Annotated in this window: 18 protein-coding genes and 1 pseudogene; 15 read left to right on the top strand and 4 right to left on the bottom strand. The window is 71.8% G+C overall.

The genetic code is table 11. From position 1 onward, the window contains the following. Positions 1-17 precede the first annotated feature (17 nt). From ACZ466_RS52645 to ACZ466_RS52630, 4 genes are read left to right on the top strand one after another with little or no spacing between them, the layout of a single operon-like run. Positions 18-815, top strand: a complete 798-nt coding sequence (locus ACZ466_RS52645; RefSeq protein ID WP_378283955.1) for an NADH-quinone oxidoreductase subunit B family protein — start codon at positions 18-20, stop codon at positions 813-815. After that, positions 799-2,097, top strand: coding sequence for a Ni/Fe hydrogenase subunit alpha (locus tag ACZ466_RS52640; RefSeq protein WP_378283954.1), 1,299 nt, complete (start codon positions 799-801; stop codon positions 2,095-2,097). The genes ACZ466_RS52645 and ACZ466_RS52640 overlap by 17 nt, the downstream gene beginning before the upstream one ends. Continuing rightward, positions 2,094-2,579 carry a hydrogenase maturation protease gene (locus ACZ466_RS52635; protein ID WP_378283953.1) on the top strand — a complete coding sequence of 162 codons (486 nt, stop codon included), beginning with the start codon at positions 2,094-2,096 and terminating at the stop codon, positions 2,577-2,579. The genes ACZ466_RS52640 and ACZ466_RS52635 overlap by 4 nt, the downstream gene beginning before the upstream one ends. 7 nt (positions 2,580-2,586) lie before the next feature. Next, the gene (locus tag ACZ466_RS52630) at positions 2,587-3,468 is read left to right on the top strand and encodes a universal stress protein (RefSeq protein ID WP_378283952.1); all 882 of its coding nucleotides are present in this window, start codon (positions 2,587-2,589) and stop codon (positions 3,466-3,468) included. A 324-nt stretch (positions 3,469-3,792) separates the two neighbouring features. Here the strand turns inward: ACZ466_RS52630 and ACZ466_RS52625 are convergent. The 3 genes and pseudogenes from ACZ466_RS52625 to ACZ466_RS52615 form a co-directional block, all read right to left on the bottom strand. After that, positions 3,793-4,137: pseudogene (locus tag ACZ466_RS52625) on the bottom strand (CBS domain-containing protein); the annotation flags it as partial. A 104-nt stretch (positions 4,138-4,241) separates the two neighbouring features. Further along, positions 4,242-5,741 (bottom strand): bifunctional aminoglycoside phosphotransferase/ATP-binding protein, encoded by a 1,500-nt coding sequence (locus ACZ466_RS52620; RefSeq protein WP_378283951.1) that lies wholly within the window; start codon positions 5,739-5,741, stop codon positions 4,242-4,244. Between the two features lie 5 nt (positions 5,742-5,746). Beyond that, positions 5,747-6,430: a CBS domain-containing protein gene (locus ACZ466_RS52615; RefSeq protein WP_378283950.1), complete on the bottom strand. Its 684-nt coding sequence runs from the start codon at positions 6,428-6,430 to the stop codon at positions 5,747-5,749. A gap of 415 nt (positions 6,431-6,845) precedes the next feature. On the opposite strand from ACZ466_RS52615, the gene ACZ466_RS52610 reads away from it, so the two are divergent. The 7 genes from ACZ466_RS52610 to ACZ466_RS52580 all read left to right on the top strand — a co-directional run bounded on the left by ACZ466_RS52610 (position 6,846) and on the right by ACZ466_RS52580 (position 11,993). After that, positions 6,846-7,499: a universal stress protein gene (locus ACZ466_RS52610; protein ID WP_378283949.1), complete on the top strand. Its 654-nt coding sequence runs from the start codon at positions 6,846-6,848 to the stop codon at positions 7,497-7,499. After that, positions 7,489-7,956, top strand: a complete 468-nt coding sequence (locus ACZ466_RS52605) for a Crp/Fnr family transcriptional regulator (protein WP_378283947.1) — start codon at positions 7,489-7,491, stop codon at positions 7,954-7,956. The genes ACZ466_RS52610 and ACZ466_RS52605 overlap by 11 nt, the downstream gene beginning before the upstream one ends. Positions 7,957-8,111: 155 nt before the next feature. Beyond that, positions 8,112-8,525: an OsmC family protein gene (locus tag ACZ466_RS52600; protein ID WP_378283945.1), complete on the top strand. Its 414-nt coding sequence runs from the start codon at positions 8,112-8,114 to the stop codon at positions 8,523-8,525. A gap of 22 nt (positions 8,526-8,547) precedes the next feature. Next, the gene (locus tag ACZ466_RS52595) at positions 8,548-9,393 is read left to right on the top strand and encodes a universal stress protein (protein WP_378283944.1); all 846 of its coding nucleotides are present in this window, start codon (positions 8,548-8,550) and stop codon (positions 9,391-9,393) included. A 44-nt stretch (positions 9,394-9,437) separates the two neighbouring features. Beyond that, a complete protein-coding gene (locus ACZ466_RS52590) occupies positions 9,438-11,123 on the top strand; it encodes a SulP family inorganic anion transporter (RefSeq protein ID WP_378283943.1) in 1,686 nt (561 codons plus the stop codon). A gap of 45 nt (positions 11,124-11,168) precedes the next feature. Then, positions 11,169-11,255, top strand: a complete 87-nt coding sequence (locus ACZ466_RS52585; RefSeq protein ID WP_378283989.1) for a P-type ATPase actuator domain-containing protein — start codon at positions 11,169-11,171, stop codon at positions 11,253-11,255. Between the two features lie 534 nt (positions 11,256-11,789). Next, positions 11,790-11,993 carry a DUF1918 domain-containing protein gene (locus tag ACZ466_RS52580; protein ID WP_378283942.1) on the top strand — a complete coding sequence of 68 codons (204 nt, stop codon included), beginning with the start codon at positions 11,790-11,792 and terminating at the stop codon, positions 11,991-11,993. An 8-nt stretch (positions 11,994-12,001) separates the two neighbouring features. Here ACZ466_RS52580 and ACZ466_RS52575 read toward each other — a convergent pair whose 3' ends face one another. Continuing rightward, a complete protein-coding gene (locus ACZ466_RS52575; RefSeq protein WP_378283941.1) occupies positions 12,002-12,706 on the bottom strand; it encodes a CBS domain-containing protein in 705 nt (234 codons plus the stop codon). 368 nt (positions 12,707-13,074) lie between these two features. Between ACZ466_RS52575 and ACZ466_RS52570 the strand changes: the two genes are divergently transcribed. The 4 genes from ACZ466_RS52570 to ACZ466_RS52555 all read left to right on the top strand — a co-directional run bounded on the left by ACZ466_RS52570 (position 13,075) and on the right by ACZ466_RS52555 (position 15,707). After that, the gene (locus ACZ466_RS52570; RefSeq protein ID WP_378283940.1) at positions 13,075-13,329 is read left to right on the top strand and encodes a hypothetical protein; all 255 of its coding nucleotides are present in this window, start codon (positions 13,075-13,077) and stop codon (positions 13,327-13,329) included. A gap of 719 nt (positions 13,330-14,048) precedes the next feature. Beyond that, positions 14,049-14,177, top strand: coding sequence for a universal stress protein (locus tag ACZ466_RS52565; protein ID WP_378283939.1), 129 nt, complete (start codon positions 14,049-14,051; stop codon positions 14,175-14,177). A 301-nt stretch (positions 14,178-14,478) separates the two neighbouring features. Next, positions 14,479-15,408 carry a universal stress protein gene (locus tag ACZ466_RS52560; RefSeq protein ID WP_378283938.1) on the top strand — a complete coding sequence of 310 codons (930 nt, stop codon included), beginning with the start codon at positions 14,479-14,481 and terminating at the stop codon, positions 15,406-15,408. A gap of 95 nt (positions 15,409-15,503) precedes the next feature. Then, on the top strand, positions 15,504-15,707 hold the full coding sequence (locus ACZ466_RS52555) for a DUF1918 domain-containing protein (protein WP_378283936.1): 204 nt from the start codon (positions 15,504-15,506) through the stop codon (positions 15,705-15,707). Positions 15,708-15,721: the final 14 nt, after the last annotated feature.

Here is a 15,721-nt window from a genome sequence, read left to right as displayed (position 1 = left end):
GCCCTGGGGGAGGAGCCATGAGGAAGGCGGAGAAACCGACGCTGGCCGTGTGGAAGTTCGCGTCCTGCGACGGTTGCCAGCTGACCCTGCTGAACTGCGAGGACGAGCTGCTGGAGCTGGCCGGTGAGGTGGAGATCGCGCATTTCCTGGAGGCTTCCAGCGGCGTGGCGGGCGGTCCCTACGACGTGTCGCTGGTGGAGGGATCGATCACCACGCCGGAGGATCGCGAACGGATCCTGAAGGTCAGGGAGATCTCCCGGACGCTGGTGACCATCGGGGCCTGCGCGACCGCCGGCGGCGTCCAGGCGCTGCGCAACTTCGCCGACGTGCGCGAGTTCGCCTCGGTCGTGTACGCCCGGCCCGAGTACGTCGCGACGCTGGACCGGTCGACGCCGATCGCCGCGCACGTGAAGGTCGACTTCGAGTTGCAGGGGTGCCCGATCGACCGGCGGCAGCTGCTGGAGGTCCTGACCGCGTTCCTGGTCGGCCGCAAACCCGATATTCCAGGGCACAGTGTCTGCTTCGAGTGCAAACGCCGCGGCACCGTGTGCGTCATGGTCGCCAGGGGAACGCCCTGCCTGGGGCCTGTGACCCATGCCGGCTGCGGAGCGATCTGCCCGGCCTACGGGCGCGGCTGCTACGGCTGCTTCGGGCCCTCGCCGAACTGGAGCGGGGAGCGCCCCAACACGCGCGGCCTGCTGCCCTGGCTCGACATGACCGAGGACGAGACCCACCGGGTGCTGTCCACCTTCAACGTCGCCGCGTTCAACGACGGCGCCGAGCACGAGGACGACGAGGATGACCCACCGGCATGACCGCAGCCTCACCGTCGGGGCACTGGCCCGGGTCGAGGGCGAGGGGGCGATGTACGTCCGGGTCCGGGACGCCCGCGTCGAAGAGGTGCGGCTGAACATCTACGAGCCGCCCCGCTTCTTCGAGGCGTTCCTGCGGGGCCGGGCCCACACCGAGCCTCCCGACATCACCGCCCGGATCTGCGGGATCTGCCCGGTCGCCTACCAGACGAGCGCCTGCCAGGCCGTCGAGGCCGCCTGCGGCGTCACCCTGGACGGGCGCCTGGACGAGCTGCGGCGGCTGCTGTACTGCGGCGAGTGGATCGAAAGCCACGCGCTGCACGTCTACCTGCTGCACGCGCCCGACTTCCTCGGCTATCCGGGCGCGGTCGAGATGGCCCGCGACCACCGGGACGTCGTCCAGCGGGGGCTGCGGCTGAAGAAGGCCGGAAACGCCCTGATGGAAACGATCGGGGGGCGCTCCATCCACCCGGTGAACGTCCGGGTCGGCGGCTTCTACCGGGCTCCCGCCCCCGGCGACCTGGCGCCGCTCGCAGAGCCGCTGCGCCGGGCCCTCGACGACGCCCTGGACACCGTCGAATGGGCGGCCGGGTTCGACTTCCCCGACTTCACCCATGATCACGAGCATCTGGCGCTGTCGGCCGACCGGTACCCCATCGAACGAGGGGTCCTGCACAGCAGCGCCGGGCGGTCCTTCACGGCCGACGCCTTCGAACAGCGCGTCACCGAGGAGCAGGTGCCCCACTCGACGGCCCTGCACGCCCGCTTCACCGACGACGGCGGGCGGTACCTGACCGGGCCGACGGCACGCTACTCCCTCAACCGCGACCGGTTGTCACCGCTGGCGCTGGAGGCCGCCGAGCGGGCGGGGCTGGGCGCCGAATGCCGGAACCCGTTCCAGAGCATCCTGGTGCGCGCCGTCGAGATCGTCTACGCGATCGACGAGGCGCTCCGGCTGATCGGCTCCTACGAACCGCCCGAGCGGCCGTCGGTGCCGGTGCCGCCGCGCGAGGGCACCGGGCACGGCGTGAGCGAGGCGCCGCGCGGCGTCCTGTTCCACCGCTACGCGCTCGACGGGGACGGCCTGATCACCTCGGCCCGCATCGTCCCGCCCACGTCGCAGAACCAGGGCGCGATCGAGGACGACCTGGCGCGCTTCGTCGCAGGACGCCTCCACCTGGACGACGACAGCCTGGCCCGCCAGTGCGAACAGGCCATCCGCAACTACGACCCGTGCATCTCCTGCTCCACCCACTTCCTCGACCTGACCGTGGAGCGGACATGATCGCGGAGGGCGTCGTCGTCATCGGCGTGGGCAACACCTTCCGCCGCGACGACGGCGCCGGCCCGGCGGTGGTCGAGGCGTTGCGCGGCAAGGTCCCGGCGACCCTGGCGGTGACCGACGGCGAACCCGCCCGCCTCATCGAACTATGGAGCGGGGCGCTCCTCGCCATCGTCGTCGACGCCGTGCGCGCCGACCCGCCCCGTCCTGGCCGCGTCCACGAGATGGACATGGAAGCGACGGGCGGAGAAAAGCTCGGTCAGGAGGGCGGCGGCCCGGCGGCCAGCAGCCACGCGCTCGGACTGGAGCACGCGGTCGAACTGGGGCGGGCGGTCGACCGCATGCCCCGCCGGCTGCGCGTCCACGCGATCGAGGGCCTCGACTTCGGTCTCGGGCCCGGGCTGACGCCCCAGGTCGAGGAGGCCGCCGCGGGTGTCGCCAGGCGCATCGAGGAAGCGCTGCTCGGGCCAGAGGCCGGGAAGTGAGGGGAGCATGAACACGATCAACGGCGTGGTCGTCGGATACGACGGTTCCGACGCCGGTGTCCGGGCGCTGGACTGGGCCGCCGCCGAGGCCGGTGCCCGCGGGGTCCCGCTCACCGTGGTCCACGTGTGGGAGCTCAACGTCGGCTCATCGATGGGCATGCCCGTGGTGGACCTGCGCACGGTGGCCCAGGAGACCCTGGAGAACGGCGTCGGGCACCTCCGCGAAACGGCACCTGATCTCGAGGTGAAGCCCGTGCTCGAACGGGGAACACCGGCGGCCAGGCTCATCGAGGCAGGCTCTCACGCCGACCTCATCGTGGTCGGCTCGCGCGGCTGGGGCGGATTCACCGGGCTCATGCTCGGATCGGTCGGCGCCCACCTGGCCGCGCACGCCCCGTGCCCCGTGGTGGTCGTGCGCGGCGAGCCCGAGCCCGAGCCCGCGCCCGAGCAGGGGCCGGCGCGCGTGGTGGTCGGCGTGGACGGTTCTCCCGGTTCCCGCGCCGCCCTGGCACTGGCGTTCACCGAGGCCGACGCGCACGGTGCTCCGTTGACCGTTCTGGTCGCCTGGGAGGACGCGCGGCCGGACGACCTGCCGCCGCTGGTGGACGCCGAGGGGCTGCGCGAAGCCGCCGAGACGCGCTTGGAGCAGCTTCTGATCCCCGGGCGCGAGCGCCACCCTGCCGTGGACGTCCGAACGCAGGTCGTGGAGGGCGCGCCCCGGGAGGTCCTGATGCGCGCGTCCTCCGGGGCACGCCTGCTCGTGGTGGGCTCGCGCGGCCTGGGCGGCGTCCGCGGGCTGCTGCTCGGATCGGTCGGTCACGCCTTGGTCCACCACGCGCTCTGCCCGGTGGCGATCTTCCACGCCCACGAACGGGCCGCCGGGACGTGACGCGGACGGCAGCGGTGTGGAACCGGGGTCCCGCTGGGACCGGGGGCGTTCACCCGTCGGGCCGGTTCGCGCGGGAGCCTCGGTCGTCCGCCGCCTCGCCCCCTTCGTGATCGCCGGCCGCGAGGTCTCCAGAACGCCTCGCGCGCGCGTCCGGCCGGCCCTGGTGGGAGGTGCCGGTGCGCGGCGCCGCAGTTGGGTCCGGGACGCGTCGCCGTGCCCGGGACGGGGACGCCGGCGTGTCGGCCGGCAGCACGGGTTCGACCCTAGCGACGGCATGCCCGATCGCTGGGCGTTCCTGGGAAGTTCCGCGCCCGCCAGTTCGCCGATGAGATCATGCGCGGTGACCAGGCCGACCAGGGCGCCGTGGGAGTCGGTGACGGCGACGTGGTCGCGGCCCGATTCCATCATCGCCCGGGCCGCCTCCGGGACGGGCGCGGCCGGGCGCACGGACGCCTTCGAGCGATCATCGAGCAACGCGGTGACGGGCTTGCGCGCCCTGCGCGGCCCTATGGCGTCCCAGGAGGCGGTGAGCGTCTCGGCGTCCACGACACCCAGGAAACCGCCCTCGACGTCCACCACGGGCAGGTGGTGGACCTCCGCCCGGCACATCAGCTCCCATGCCATCAGCACCGACTCCTGGGCGGCGACGGTGAGCAGGTCCATCGTCATCACCTCGGCCACGGTTCGCTCCTCCAACGGCACAAGCGCGGTCATCGTCGCTCTCCTCACTGTCTCTACTCCGAGTTCCGTCGCGGCCCCGGCTCCCCTCGAGCTCAGTCGGGGGCCATCGTGGGGCAGCGGTGCCAGACGTCTTCGGCACCGTGCGGGCGGACGACAGCCAGGGCCTGGTCGAGCGATGTGTCCACAGGGCCGCTGGTGTCGATGGTGGCGGCCTCAGGCCATGGGGCGGCGGACTCCGCCATGGCTTCGGCGACGTGCCTGTCGGCGTCGGACACGAGGTGCCGTCGCGTACGGAGGCGTTCGACGGTGACCGCCGAAGGCGCCTCACAACGCAGGGCGTGCAGTTCGGCGCCCTCCTGGTGGGCGAGCGCGATGATGGCATCGCGGTGGTCCTCGAAGGTCCAGGAGGCGTCCAGGACGACGGTCTCGCCCATGCCCAGCAGGCTGCAGGCTCGGCGGGTCAGCTCGGCGTAGGCGCGGCGGCTCCATTCGGGGGTGTAGATGCCCGCGCCGTACGCGGCGGCGGCCGGCGCGTCGGGGGCGAGCCCGGCCAGTTCCTTGCGGATCCGGTCGCTGCTGAGCAGCGTGCAGCCAAGCCGGTCGGCGATCGCGCCGGCGAGGGTGGTCTTGCCCGTGCCGGGAAGGCCGCCGACGAGGACGAGCCCGACGGCGCCGGCGCGCAGGTGGCGCAGGGCGACCTCGGAGAGGGCTCCGGCCTCGGCCGCGGCCCGCGGGTCGCCTTGGGCATGGCGGAGGCAGGCCACCTTGGCGCGGACGAACGCGCGGTAGGCAACGTAGTGGTGGCGGAGGGAGGGCGGGGCCGGGTCGGCGGCGAACTCGCAGTACCAGTCCGTGAAGCGCTCGGCCAGGTCGGGGGCGGCGAGGCGTTCCAGGTCCATGGCCAGGAAGGCGGCGTCGTCGAGGCCGTCCAGGCTGCGGAGCCGGTCGTCGAACTCCAGGCAGTCCAGGATCCGCGGGCCGTCGTCCAGACAGAACACGTCGTCGGCCAGCAGGTCCCCATGGCCGTCGACGACACGGCCGTCGGCGATGCGGGCGTCGAACAGCGGGGCCCGTCCGGTGAGGAAATCGCGTGTGCGCGCCTCGATCTCGGTGGCCTCGGCGGCGTCGATGGCCCGGCCGTGGAAGGGGCGGACCTGGTCGAAGCCGTCGGTCCAGCGGCCCAGCAGCGCGTCCTGTGTCCCGGCCGCGGAGATCCCCGGTCCGCGCGGGGCCCGGGCGTGCCAGGAGGCCAGCGTGCGGGCCGTGGCGCGCAACGCCCCGTCGACCGGGGCACGCGCGGCCACCAGGGTGGAGAGCCGGCGGTCGGCAGGCATCCGCCGCATGACGACCAGGTGGTCGCAGGCGGTGCCGTCGGGGCCGTGGACGTCGGCGACGCCGAGGTAGACGTCCGGAGAGAAGCGGCGGTTGAGCTCGACCTCACGACGGCAGGCGCGTTCGCGGGCCCGCCGCTCCCGGAAGTCCAGGAAGCCCAGGTCGACCGGCTTCTTCAGCTTGTAGGCGCGGTCACCGGTGAAGAACACCACACCGCAGTGGCTTTCGGTGACGGCGGCGCTCGGGGGCGCGGGTCCCATCGGCGTCACACCTCCGGGGAGGCCGGGATGGCGGTGTCATCGTGGACGAAGGTGAGTTCGTCCACCACGTCGACGACGCCTTCGGTGGCGGCGGTGAGCCGTACGCAGACGGCGACCAGGCTTCTGGTCTCCAAACGGCCGGACAGGCCGACGACGCCCTCGTGCACGCGGACGCGGATGCGCGCGGGATCCTGCCACAGGCCGCGGATGAGGACCTCACGGATGATCTCGTCGCGGATGTCCTCGTCCGAGCGCAGGAAGAGGCGGAGCAGGTCGGAGCGGGTCACGATGCCGGTCAGCCGTCCGGCGCGGTCGATGACCGGGGCCTGCTTGTAACCGTGCTCGGCCAGGGTCCTGGCGGCCTTGGCCACGGGCATGTCGTCGGTCAGGGTGACCACCGGTGTGCTCATCAGCCCGGCGGCGTCGCCGGCGGCCGCCTTGGCGCGGGCCGAGCGGCGCCGCCGGCCCTCGAACAGCCGCCGCTGCACGCCGCCCGGCTCCTTGAACTCCTCTTTGTGGAGCAGGTCGGCGTCGCTGACGATGCCGACGACGCGGCGGTCCCGGTCGATCACCGGTACGGCCTTGATGGAGTGCTCGGCCAGGGCCTCGGCGATCTCCCTGAAGGGGGTCTCCTCGACCACCGCGATGACCGGCGTGGTCATGACCTGCTCGACCGTTCGGCGTTGCATGGAATTCCTCCCTTGTCCCGGTTTCGACGCTAGGCAGTGGGGAGGCGGGGAAGGAGGGGCGAAGGTCCTAGGACCAGGAGGCGTTCGTCAGGCGGCTGGTCGGCCGTCGATCAGGGGCGTTTCCAGGCGTCGCTCGGCTTGAGTGAGCGGCAGCCAGGGATTCATGCGTCGTTGAACAGGTGCCAACCGCATGGAGACCTCCTTCGTCGACCTCTGCCCCTCCACCGGAGCGTCACCCGCTGCAGAGGCGAGGGGCCCGGGGCATAGAAATCTTTGGGCCCAGGCTTGCGGTGGGCGCAGGTCCCGCCGGTTCGGGACGTTCGCCTCTGGGGGGCTGACCTGGACCGTTGTCCCATGGTGGCAGGCCGGTGCGGTTCGACGGGCACCGGTCGGGGACCGGGGAGGAGGGCCGGTCATGGGGAGATATGTCCTCGTCGGTTATGACGGGTCCAAGGAGAGCGAGGAGGCCCTGCGCTGGGCGGCGGAGCTGACGCGCGAGGCTCGGGGAGCCGAGCTGGCGGTCGTGGGTTCGCACGAGCAGGGGGAACTGTCGCTGGGATCCACCGCGCTGCGCCTTCCCGCCCGTTCCGCTCGCCCGGTTGTGGTCGTGCGTTCGACGGGTACCGATCATGGACGGGTCGTCGCCGGCGTCGACGGTTCGCCGGGGGGCGAGGCGGCCCTGGCCTTCGCGTTCCAGTTGGCGGCGCTGCGCGGATGGTCGCTGCGCGCCGTCCACGGCTGCTGGGAGCCCAGCGCCGCGCCCGAGCATGATCTCGCGCTGTTCTCGGAGGAGGAGAAGTTGCGGCAGGTGACCGAGACGCGGCTGGAGCAGGCCGTGGAGCCCTGGCGGGTCAGGTGTCCGGGAGTCGGGGCCGCCGCGTCCGTGATCTTGACCCCGCCGCGCGAAGCGCTGTTCGAAGCGGCCCGCGACGCCGATCTCGTGGTGGTCGGGACCCGGGGGACCGGTGGGTTCGACCCGCTGCTGCCGGGCGCGACCAGCGGCGCCATGCTGCAGCACGCTCCCTGCGCGGTCGCGATCGTCCCGTCGGGGGATGGCCATGATCGATGAGGCACCCCTCGCGCGGGAGGCGTTCTTCGCCGGCATGCCCAGAGCGGCGCTGGACCGGCTCGCGAGCACGGCCCGGCAGGTCGAGTTCCCGGACGGGCAGCGCATCTTCGACGAGGGCGGCCCCGCGGACCGGTTCTGGATCCTGCAGGCGGGCATGGTGGCACTCGATCTGCACGTGCCCGGCCGGGGCTCGGTCATCATCGAGACCTTCGGGCCGGGCGCGGTGCTGGGCTGGTCCTGGCTGCACGCCCCGTACCGGTGGCGGTTCGGAGCGGTCGCGCGGGCGCCGGTGCGCGCGCTGGAGTTCGACGGCCCCCTGGTCCGCGCGCTGTGCGCGATCGACCCCGCGATGGCCTACGAGCTGTCCAGCCGGTTCAGCGAGATCATCGTCGACCGGCTGCAGGCCACCCGGATGCGCCTGCTCGACCTGTACACCCACCCGGCCGAGCGCGGTTAGGGCTTGGCGTCGGCCGGGCATCGTCCCGGCGCAGTGGACGCTCGGCCCCGTCGATCGGGACCTTCGCCCCTGAGTCGGAGACGGCTGCGGCGGTGACGCTGTAGTCGACAGGCATCGCCGATATCGGGCACTCCGTGATGTGGAAGGGGACGGCCATGGACGACATCAGTGTGATCCACCGTGAGGATGACGCGTTCGCCATCTTGATCCGCGACCACGTGATCCACATCGATCAGCCGTTCTCGGCGGGCGGCATGGACGCCGGGCCGACGCCCGTCGAAGTGTTCGTGGCGGGACTGGCCGCCTGCGCGGCACACTACGGTCGCCGCTACCTCGCCTCGCACGGCCTGCCCGCGCAGGGGCTGGCGGTCAGTGCCCGCTTCACCATGAACGCGGCCTCCCCGGCCCGCATCGCGCGCATCGACCTGTCGCTTCGGCCACCGGTCCGCCTGCCGGAGGCGCACGAAGGACGCTTCCGGGCCGCCGTCGAACGGTGCACCCTCCACAACACCCTGCTCAGTCCGCCCCAAGTCGAGATCGACATCGGAGCGGCGGAGCAAGTGGCCTGAAGCCCCGGAGGAGCTGAGGAAGATGTCCGATCCCATCGTCGTGGGCACCGACGCCTCCGCCGGGGCCGACCGCGCCGTCGAGTGGGCCGCCGACGAGGCGGCGTCGCGCGGGCGCCCACTGCACATCGTGCACTCGATCGACAAGGGGCTGTACGAGTTGCCGCTGTTCGCGCCCAGTCGCGTGGCCGACAGCGTTACCGCGGCCGGGAGGAGGATCCTCGAGGCGGCCGAGCACCTGGCACGCGAGGGGCGTCCCGGAATCGAGGTGACCACGGAACTGGTCACCGACAACACCGCCACGGCACTGCGGGACCAGTCCCGGCGGGCCTTCGAGGTGGTGGTGGGGAACCGCGGCCTGGGCGGATTCGCCGGCCTCATGCTCGGGTCCACCGGCCTGCGGCTGGCGACGCACGCCGCCGGCCCGGTCGTGATCGTACGCGGCGACGCCGGACCCGGCCACGGCGAGATCCTCGTCGGCATCGACCTTGCCACCGACCCGGCCCCTGCGCTGGGATACGCCTTCGAGGCCGCCGCGACGCGCGGGGCCCGAGTCCGTGTGCTGCATGCCTGGCGCCTGGGAGAGATCGAGGCCGACCTGATCGATGAACGGGAAGTGAAAGAGAGGCTGCGCTGGGAGATCGTTGAAGCGCACGCTCCCTGGCGCAAGGCCCACCCCGGCATCGAGGTGCTGGAGGAGGTCGTGCGCGAGCATCCCGTCGCCGCGCTGTCGGACGCCTCGCGCCAGGCCGATCTGCTGGTCGTCGGCGCCCATGGCCACGGCCGGCTCGACCTCCCCCGGCTCGGATCGGTCAGCCACGGCGTGATCCACCACGCCCGCTGCCCGGTCGTCGTGGCCCGAACCAGGTGACGCGGGAGTCCGAAGGCCGGCGCGCCGGGACGATGATCGGACTCTTGCGGAAGGTCCGGCACGCGGGACGCCCGCGGTGGCCCGACTATCCGCGATCGTGGTGGCGCGGCGACGTGCTCGCCGGGATCACGGTCGCGGCCTATCTGGTACCGCAGGTCATGGCGTACGCGGGGCTGGCGGGACTGCCCCCGGTGGCCGGCCTGTGGGCGATGGTCCCCGCGCTGGTGGCCTACGCGGCGCTGGGCTCCTCGCGCCGGCTCTCGGTCGGGCCGGAGTCCACGACCGCTCTCATGACGGCCACCGTCGTCGCTCCGCTGGCCGGGGGAGACACCGCCGTGTACGCGGGTTTGGCCGCGGGGCTCGCGGTGATGGTGGGGCTGCTGGCGCTGGGGGCGTGGTGCCTGCGCCTGGGATTCGCGTCGGACATGCTCTCCCGCCCGATCCTCGTCGGCTACATGGCCGGGGTCGCCGTGGTCATGGTGGCCGGACAGCTGGAGAAGATCAGCGGCGTCCCCACGCAGGGGAACACCTTCCTCGACGAGGTGATGTCCTTCGCACGGGGCCTCGGCGACGTCCAGATGGGGACGCTGGCCCTCTCGCTGGCGAGCCTGCTGTTCCTCTTCGGCGTCCAATGGCGCTTCCCGCGGGCTCCAGGGCCGCTGCTGGCCGTCCTGCTGGCGACCGTCACGGTGGCCGTCTTCGGCCTGGACCAGGCCGGGATCAAGGTCGTGGGCGAGGTTCCCGCCGGGCTGCCGCGACCGGTCGTACCTCCCCTGGACGCGCTGCCCGACCTGCTCCTGCCCGCCGTCGGCGTCCTGCTGGTGGGGTTCACCGACAACGTGCTGACCGCACGCGCCTTCGCCGCCCCGGGGGAGGAGGTCGACGGCAACCGGGAGCTCCTGGCGCTGGGCCCGGCCAACATCGGGGCGGGGCTCGTGCACGGCCTCCCCGTGAGCAGCAGCGGGAGCCGCACGGCCATCGCGGTCGCCTCTGGGGCCCGTACCCAGGTGTATTCGCTGGTCACGCTGGTGGCCGTGCTGTGCGTCCTGCTGTTCCTCGGTCCGCTGCTGGCGCTCTTCCCGATGGCCACGCTGGGGGCGATCGTCATCTACGCGGCGACCCGCCTCGTCGACGTGGCGGGGTTCCGCAGGCTCGCGGCGTTCCGCCGCAGCGAACTGCTGCTGGCCCTGGCATCGCTGGTCGGCGTCCTCGCCTTCGGCATCCTTTACGGCGTGCTCGTCGCGATCGGCTTGTCGGTGCTGGACCTGCTGGCGCGGGTGGCCCGGCCGCACGACGCGATCCTGGGACGGGTGCCCGGCCTGGCGGGGATGCACGATATCGACGACTATCCAGAAGCGACCGTGATCCCCGGCCTGGTGATCTACCGCTACGACTCGCCGCTGTTCTTCGCCAACGCCGTCGACTTCAAGCGCCGGGCCCTTGCATCGCTCGACGCCGCCGACGGGGAGGCGCGCTGGTTCGTCCTGAACGTCGAGGCGAACGTCGAGGTGGACATCACCGGCCTGGACGCCATGGAAGCGCTCCGCGAGGAACTGGAGCGGCGCGGCATCGTGTTCGCGTTGGCCCGCGTCAAACAGGACCTCATGGACGACCTGCGCGCCTTCGGGATCGCCGACCGGATCGGCGCGGACCGGCTCTTCCCCACGCTGCCCACCGCCGTCCAGGCGTACGAACGATGGACTCGAGAGCACCCGCCAAGTACCGGATAGGGCCGTCCCCGAGTCCCCACATGCCGCCGCCGGCCACCTGCCGGAATCCCGGTCGAGGACGTGACCGTAGGAGACCGGATCGTGATCAGGCCCGGGGAAAGGATCCCGGTCGACGCGACCGTGATCCTTTAAGGAGGTCAGCATGAGGCAGGCGATCCCGGGCATGGCGGAGCGGATTTCGCGGCGCACGGTGACGTGGGAGCGGGCGCCCGGCATGCGGGCCCAGGGTCTGCTGGGCGGTGTCGGCCTCGCCGACGATCTGGATGTCGTCCTCGGAGGAGGGCGCCGCCCACGCCCGACCGGACGAAGTCGTGAGGAACATCGGAGGCCGCCCCCCGGGGCGCTGCGCGTGATCAGCGAGGAGGGGCAGCGGCAGGGATCCTGGGCCTGCCGATCAAGGATCCGCGTCGGCCCGGTGCAAGAGGCTGATGGACGGCCCGGCGCACGCGGCGCTGATGGCCGAGGCAGGGGACGCCGAGATGATCGTGCGCGGTTCGCCCGAACGCGATGAGCTGCCGCACCACGACCACCGGGCCGCGCGGCGAGCGGCGAGCTGGAGCGCCATCGCCCCCACCGGCACACGGTTCGGCGAGGTCGTGGGCGGGGTCGACGGTTCGCCGGGCGCCGCCGTCCGCGATGAGCGCGAGTGGCGCATGAAGCGGCGTCATGAGGGCGAGCGCCGGCGATCGCATCATCATCGTCCGGGCCGGGCCGCACGAACCGATCCGGGTGACGAGTCCGGATGGGAAACCTCCCTACCTGGTCAGATGGTTCGACACCGGCTGGGAAAGCCTGATCTTCCCCGGCCCGGACGCCCGGATCGTCCACTATGGGCATGAGGCCGGTCCGATCCATCGCGGACCTGTCTGACGGCACTTTCAGGAGTGCGACGTCCGCCGGCCCGCGTGGCGCCGGCGCGTGTGTGCGCTGTCGTCCTCGTCGTAGTCGAGCATGTTGATCACCCTGATGACGCCGTCGACGGAGGCCGTCAGGCGTTCGGCGATCGGAACGAGGCTGGCCAGCGGCACCCGCCCGCGCAGGGTGACCACGCCGTCGCGCACGTCGGCCTCCACCTCGGCGGGGTCGAGCCAGAGACTCCCGATGACGATCTCGTGGATCACCTCGTCGTGGATCTGCGCGTCCGGTTTCAGGAAGACGCGCAGCAGGTCGGTCCTGCTGACGACGCCGACCGGCCGGCCGGCGGAGTCCACGACCGGCAGCCGCTTGAAGCCGTGGCGGCACAGCGACCGCGCCGCTTCGGCAACGGTGGCGTCGGCGGTGGTCGTGACCGCGGGCGAGCTCATGGCGTCCCCGGCCGTCGCGGCCTCGGACCTGGCCCGATCCAGCCGTTCACGCTTGGTGCGCGGCTTTCGGCTCGGCTCCGCGGCCGTGGCGGCGGCCGCCTCCTTGCGGAGCAGGTCCGCCTCGGTTACCACGCCGAGGACACGCCCCGTGCCGTCCACGACGGGCACGCCGCTGATCTCACGCTCTGCGAGGGTCGTGATCACGTCCTTGAACGAGGCCTCGGGCGATACCGTCACGACATCCGATGTCATGACCGTCCTGACCGTCGGTCGCTTCATCCGGACACTCCCTTCCAGGCGTCGGCCCGCCGTTCGTAACCGAGGTTCGTCGAACCGCGGCGGTAGGACCAGAGGGCGGAGGTCCTGGAGTGCCGGATGAAGGTCTCGTCAGGGGAGCGGTCATCCCGGGGGCGGTCCCGGCCCGGGCGATACGCCACCCCTTTTGCGAAGTTTTAGGAAAAGGTCGCATTGTTCCTTATGCAAGATATGTACTTGCGAGTAACAATGCAGGAGGGATGCGTGTCTTTGTTTCGCCTGCCCGGAGGTTGTCGGTACTGGTTCGCCGCCAGTGAGGCCGGATGAGGTGAGAAGCGCTGAGTGCGGCACCGTGGTCCGATGAGTCGGCAGCGCCCGCCGACGGTGGGCGCGTGGTTGCGCAGAGCGAGGTACCGCAGGCCATCGGAGATGTCCTGGACTCCGTGGTGCGTCACCTATTCGAGGTGAGTCTGGAATTGCACGCGGTGCTCCGGACCGGCCAGTGTGACTGGACCAACGAGCGGATCATCGGCATGACCTGCCGTCTCGATGAGGTGATAGGCGACATTCGGCGGATCGCACTGGCCGACCGCCTGGAAGCCGCCGGACCCCGGCCGGGGGACGCCCCGGCACCCCGGAGGTCCTGACGGTTCCCGCTGGGCTCATTGCTTCCCGCCCTCTCACACGGGAACCACGACGACCGGGCACGGGGCTTGCTGCAGCGCGGTCGGGCGCGGCCCAGGTGGAGGCCGTCCGTCCTTGGCCAGCGGGACCTTCGGCCCTCCCGGCCGAGGCGATCCTGGACCCGGCCGTCGTCGATGCTGACGTTCGCAGAGTGCTGCTCACCGTGGTCCATGTATGCGTATGGGATCCGTATTTCGGGGGATCGGTTGCCGTGTCCGCTGTGGACCTGCGCGCGGCGGTCCCGGGGTTCGTGGACGCGCGCGTCCACGAGACCGCTTTTGACGTGAGGATGAGCCCTCTGCTCGAACGGGGGCCGGTGGCAGCCAGGCTCATCGGAGCGGCGGTCGCCGTCGGCCTCCTCGTCGTAGCCTCGCGAGGTTGGGGCGGATTCACCGGGCGGGGTCGGCCACGCCCCGTTTCCGTGTTGATCGTACGGGGCGGCAGCGAACCCGCGCCCGAACGGGAGCCGGGCCGCGTGGTTGGCGGCGTGGACGGCTCCCTGGCCTCTCGAGCCGCCCTCGAGACCGCCTTCACCGAGGCGGACGCCCACGGCGCCCCGTGAGTGGCGGCCGTCTCCTGGGAATCGGCACGCCACGGTGATCTGCCGCCGCCGGTTCGCTCCGGACGGCGTCGGCGAGGCGGCGCAGGCACGGCTGGAGCGGCTCTTGGCCCGCTGGCGTGAGTGCTACCCGCACCGCGGGGAGCGGCGTCGTCCGGTGTCCGCCTGCTGGTGGCGGGCTTGCACGGGCTCGGCGGCGTCCGCGGGCTGCTGCTCGGATCGGTGAGCTACGCGCTGCTCCACCATGCGTAATGCCCGGCCGCGGTGGTCCATGCGCCCAAGGAACTCGCTCAGCGTGACATGGTCAGGACAGTTCGACGGTTTGGCATGGTGGCCTTGCAAGTATGCCGTCGGATCTCCTCCGGCGCGGAGCACGGCCTGTGATGCGGCATGACGACGGACAAGGTGGCGGCGAGAGCTCGGACGCCACCGCGACTCCAGCGACCCCGCGTTCGCCTGCTTCCTCCGAGTCCGAGCCGGGCAGCGGTCACGGCCCCGGCACGTGGAGCGACCAAAGGCCACGTCCAAGGACCTTGGCCCCTAGAGCGCCACCGTGCGGACGGAGACGCTGGAAGGGCAGGGCACGAGCCCGGGGATCCGGCACTCGTCCGCTGAGGAGCTGAGCCAGATGTCCGACCCGATCATCGTGGGCACCGACGCCTCCGCAGATGCCGATCGTGCCGTCGACTGGGCGGCCGACGAGGCGGCCCTGCGTCACCGCCCGCTGCGCATCGTGCATTCGCTCGACGCGGCCCGGCGGGAACTGCCGCTGGTCTCCTCCAGCCAGGCCGCGAGGGCCGTCAGCGCCGCCGGCAAGGGGATTCTCGACGAGGCCGGACACAGGGCCCGGGAGCGCCATCCCGGCATCGACGTCACCACCGAGCTGATCGCCGAGAGCACGGCCGCGGTGCTGCACGACCGGTCTGAGGACGCCTTCGAGCTGGTGGTGGGGCACCGGGGGCTGGGCGGGTTCACCAGCATGATGCTCGGCTCCACCGGGCTGCGTGTGGCCGCGCACGCCGCCTGTCCGGTCGTGATCGTGCGCGGGGACGCCCTTACCCGGCACGACGAGATCGTCGTGGGCATCGACCTGATCGGCGACCCGGCCGTGGCACTGGGGTACGCCTTCGAGGCCGCGGCCGTGCGCGACGCGCTGGTCCGTGTGGTGCACGCCTGGCAGATGGGAGCAGCCCTGGTCGACCTGAAACAGGCGATCGACGTCAGCGAAGCGGAGGAGAGGACGCGCTCAGAAGTCCTCCAGAGGGTCGAGCCCTGGCGCAAGGAGCACCCGGGCATCGAGGTGACCGAGGAGGTCGTGCGCGAACACCCCGTCACCGCGCTGACGGACGCCTCTCGCAACGCCGACCTGGTCGTCGTGGGCGCGCTCGATCACCATTGGTACAAGAATCCCTGGCTCGGATCCGTCAGCCATGGGGTGATCCATCATGCCCACTGCCCGGTCGCCGTCGCGCGCGCCAAGTGATCGCCACGGACCTGCGTCGAATGGACCTTCGTCCCTGGCTGTCCCATGACGGGAGAACGATGATGGATATGGAGTAAACGATCAGGGGGGACGCAATGCGAGCGAGCGAAGGTGACCGGCTGGTCGTCCACGGGCATCACCTGGGCGAGCCGGACCGCGAAGCCGAGATCCTGGGGGTGCACGGCAGGGACGGTGAACCGCCGTACCTCGTCCGGTGGGACGACGGCCACGAGAGCACGTTCTTCCCGGCCTCCGACGCCACCATCGAGCACAATCCGTCCAGGCCACCGAAGGAGTAGGCGGCGCTGATCGT

This window comes from Actinomadura rugatobispora, assembly GCF_055379765.1.
Note: the sequence above shows the minus strand (reverse complement) of the source record. Positions and strands in the feature narration are given on the sequence as shown.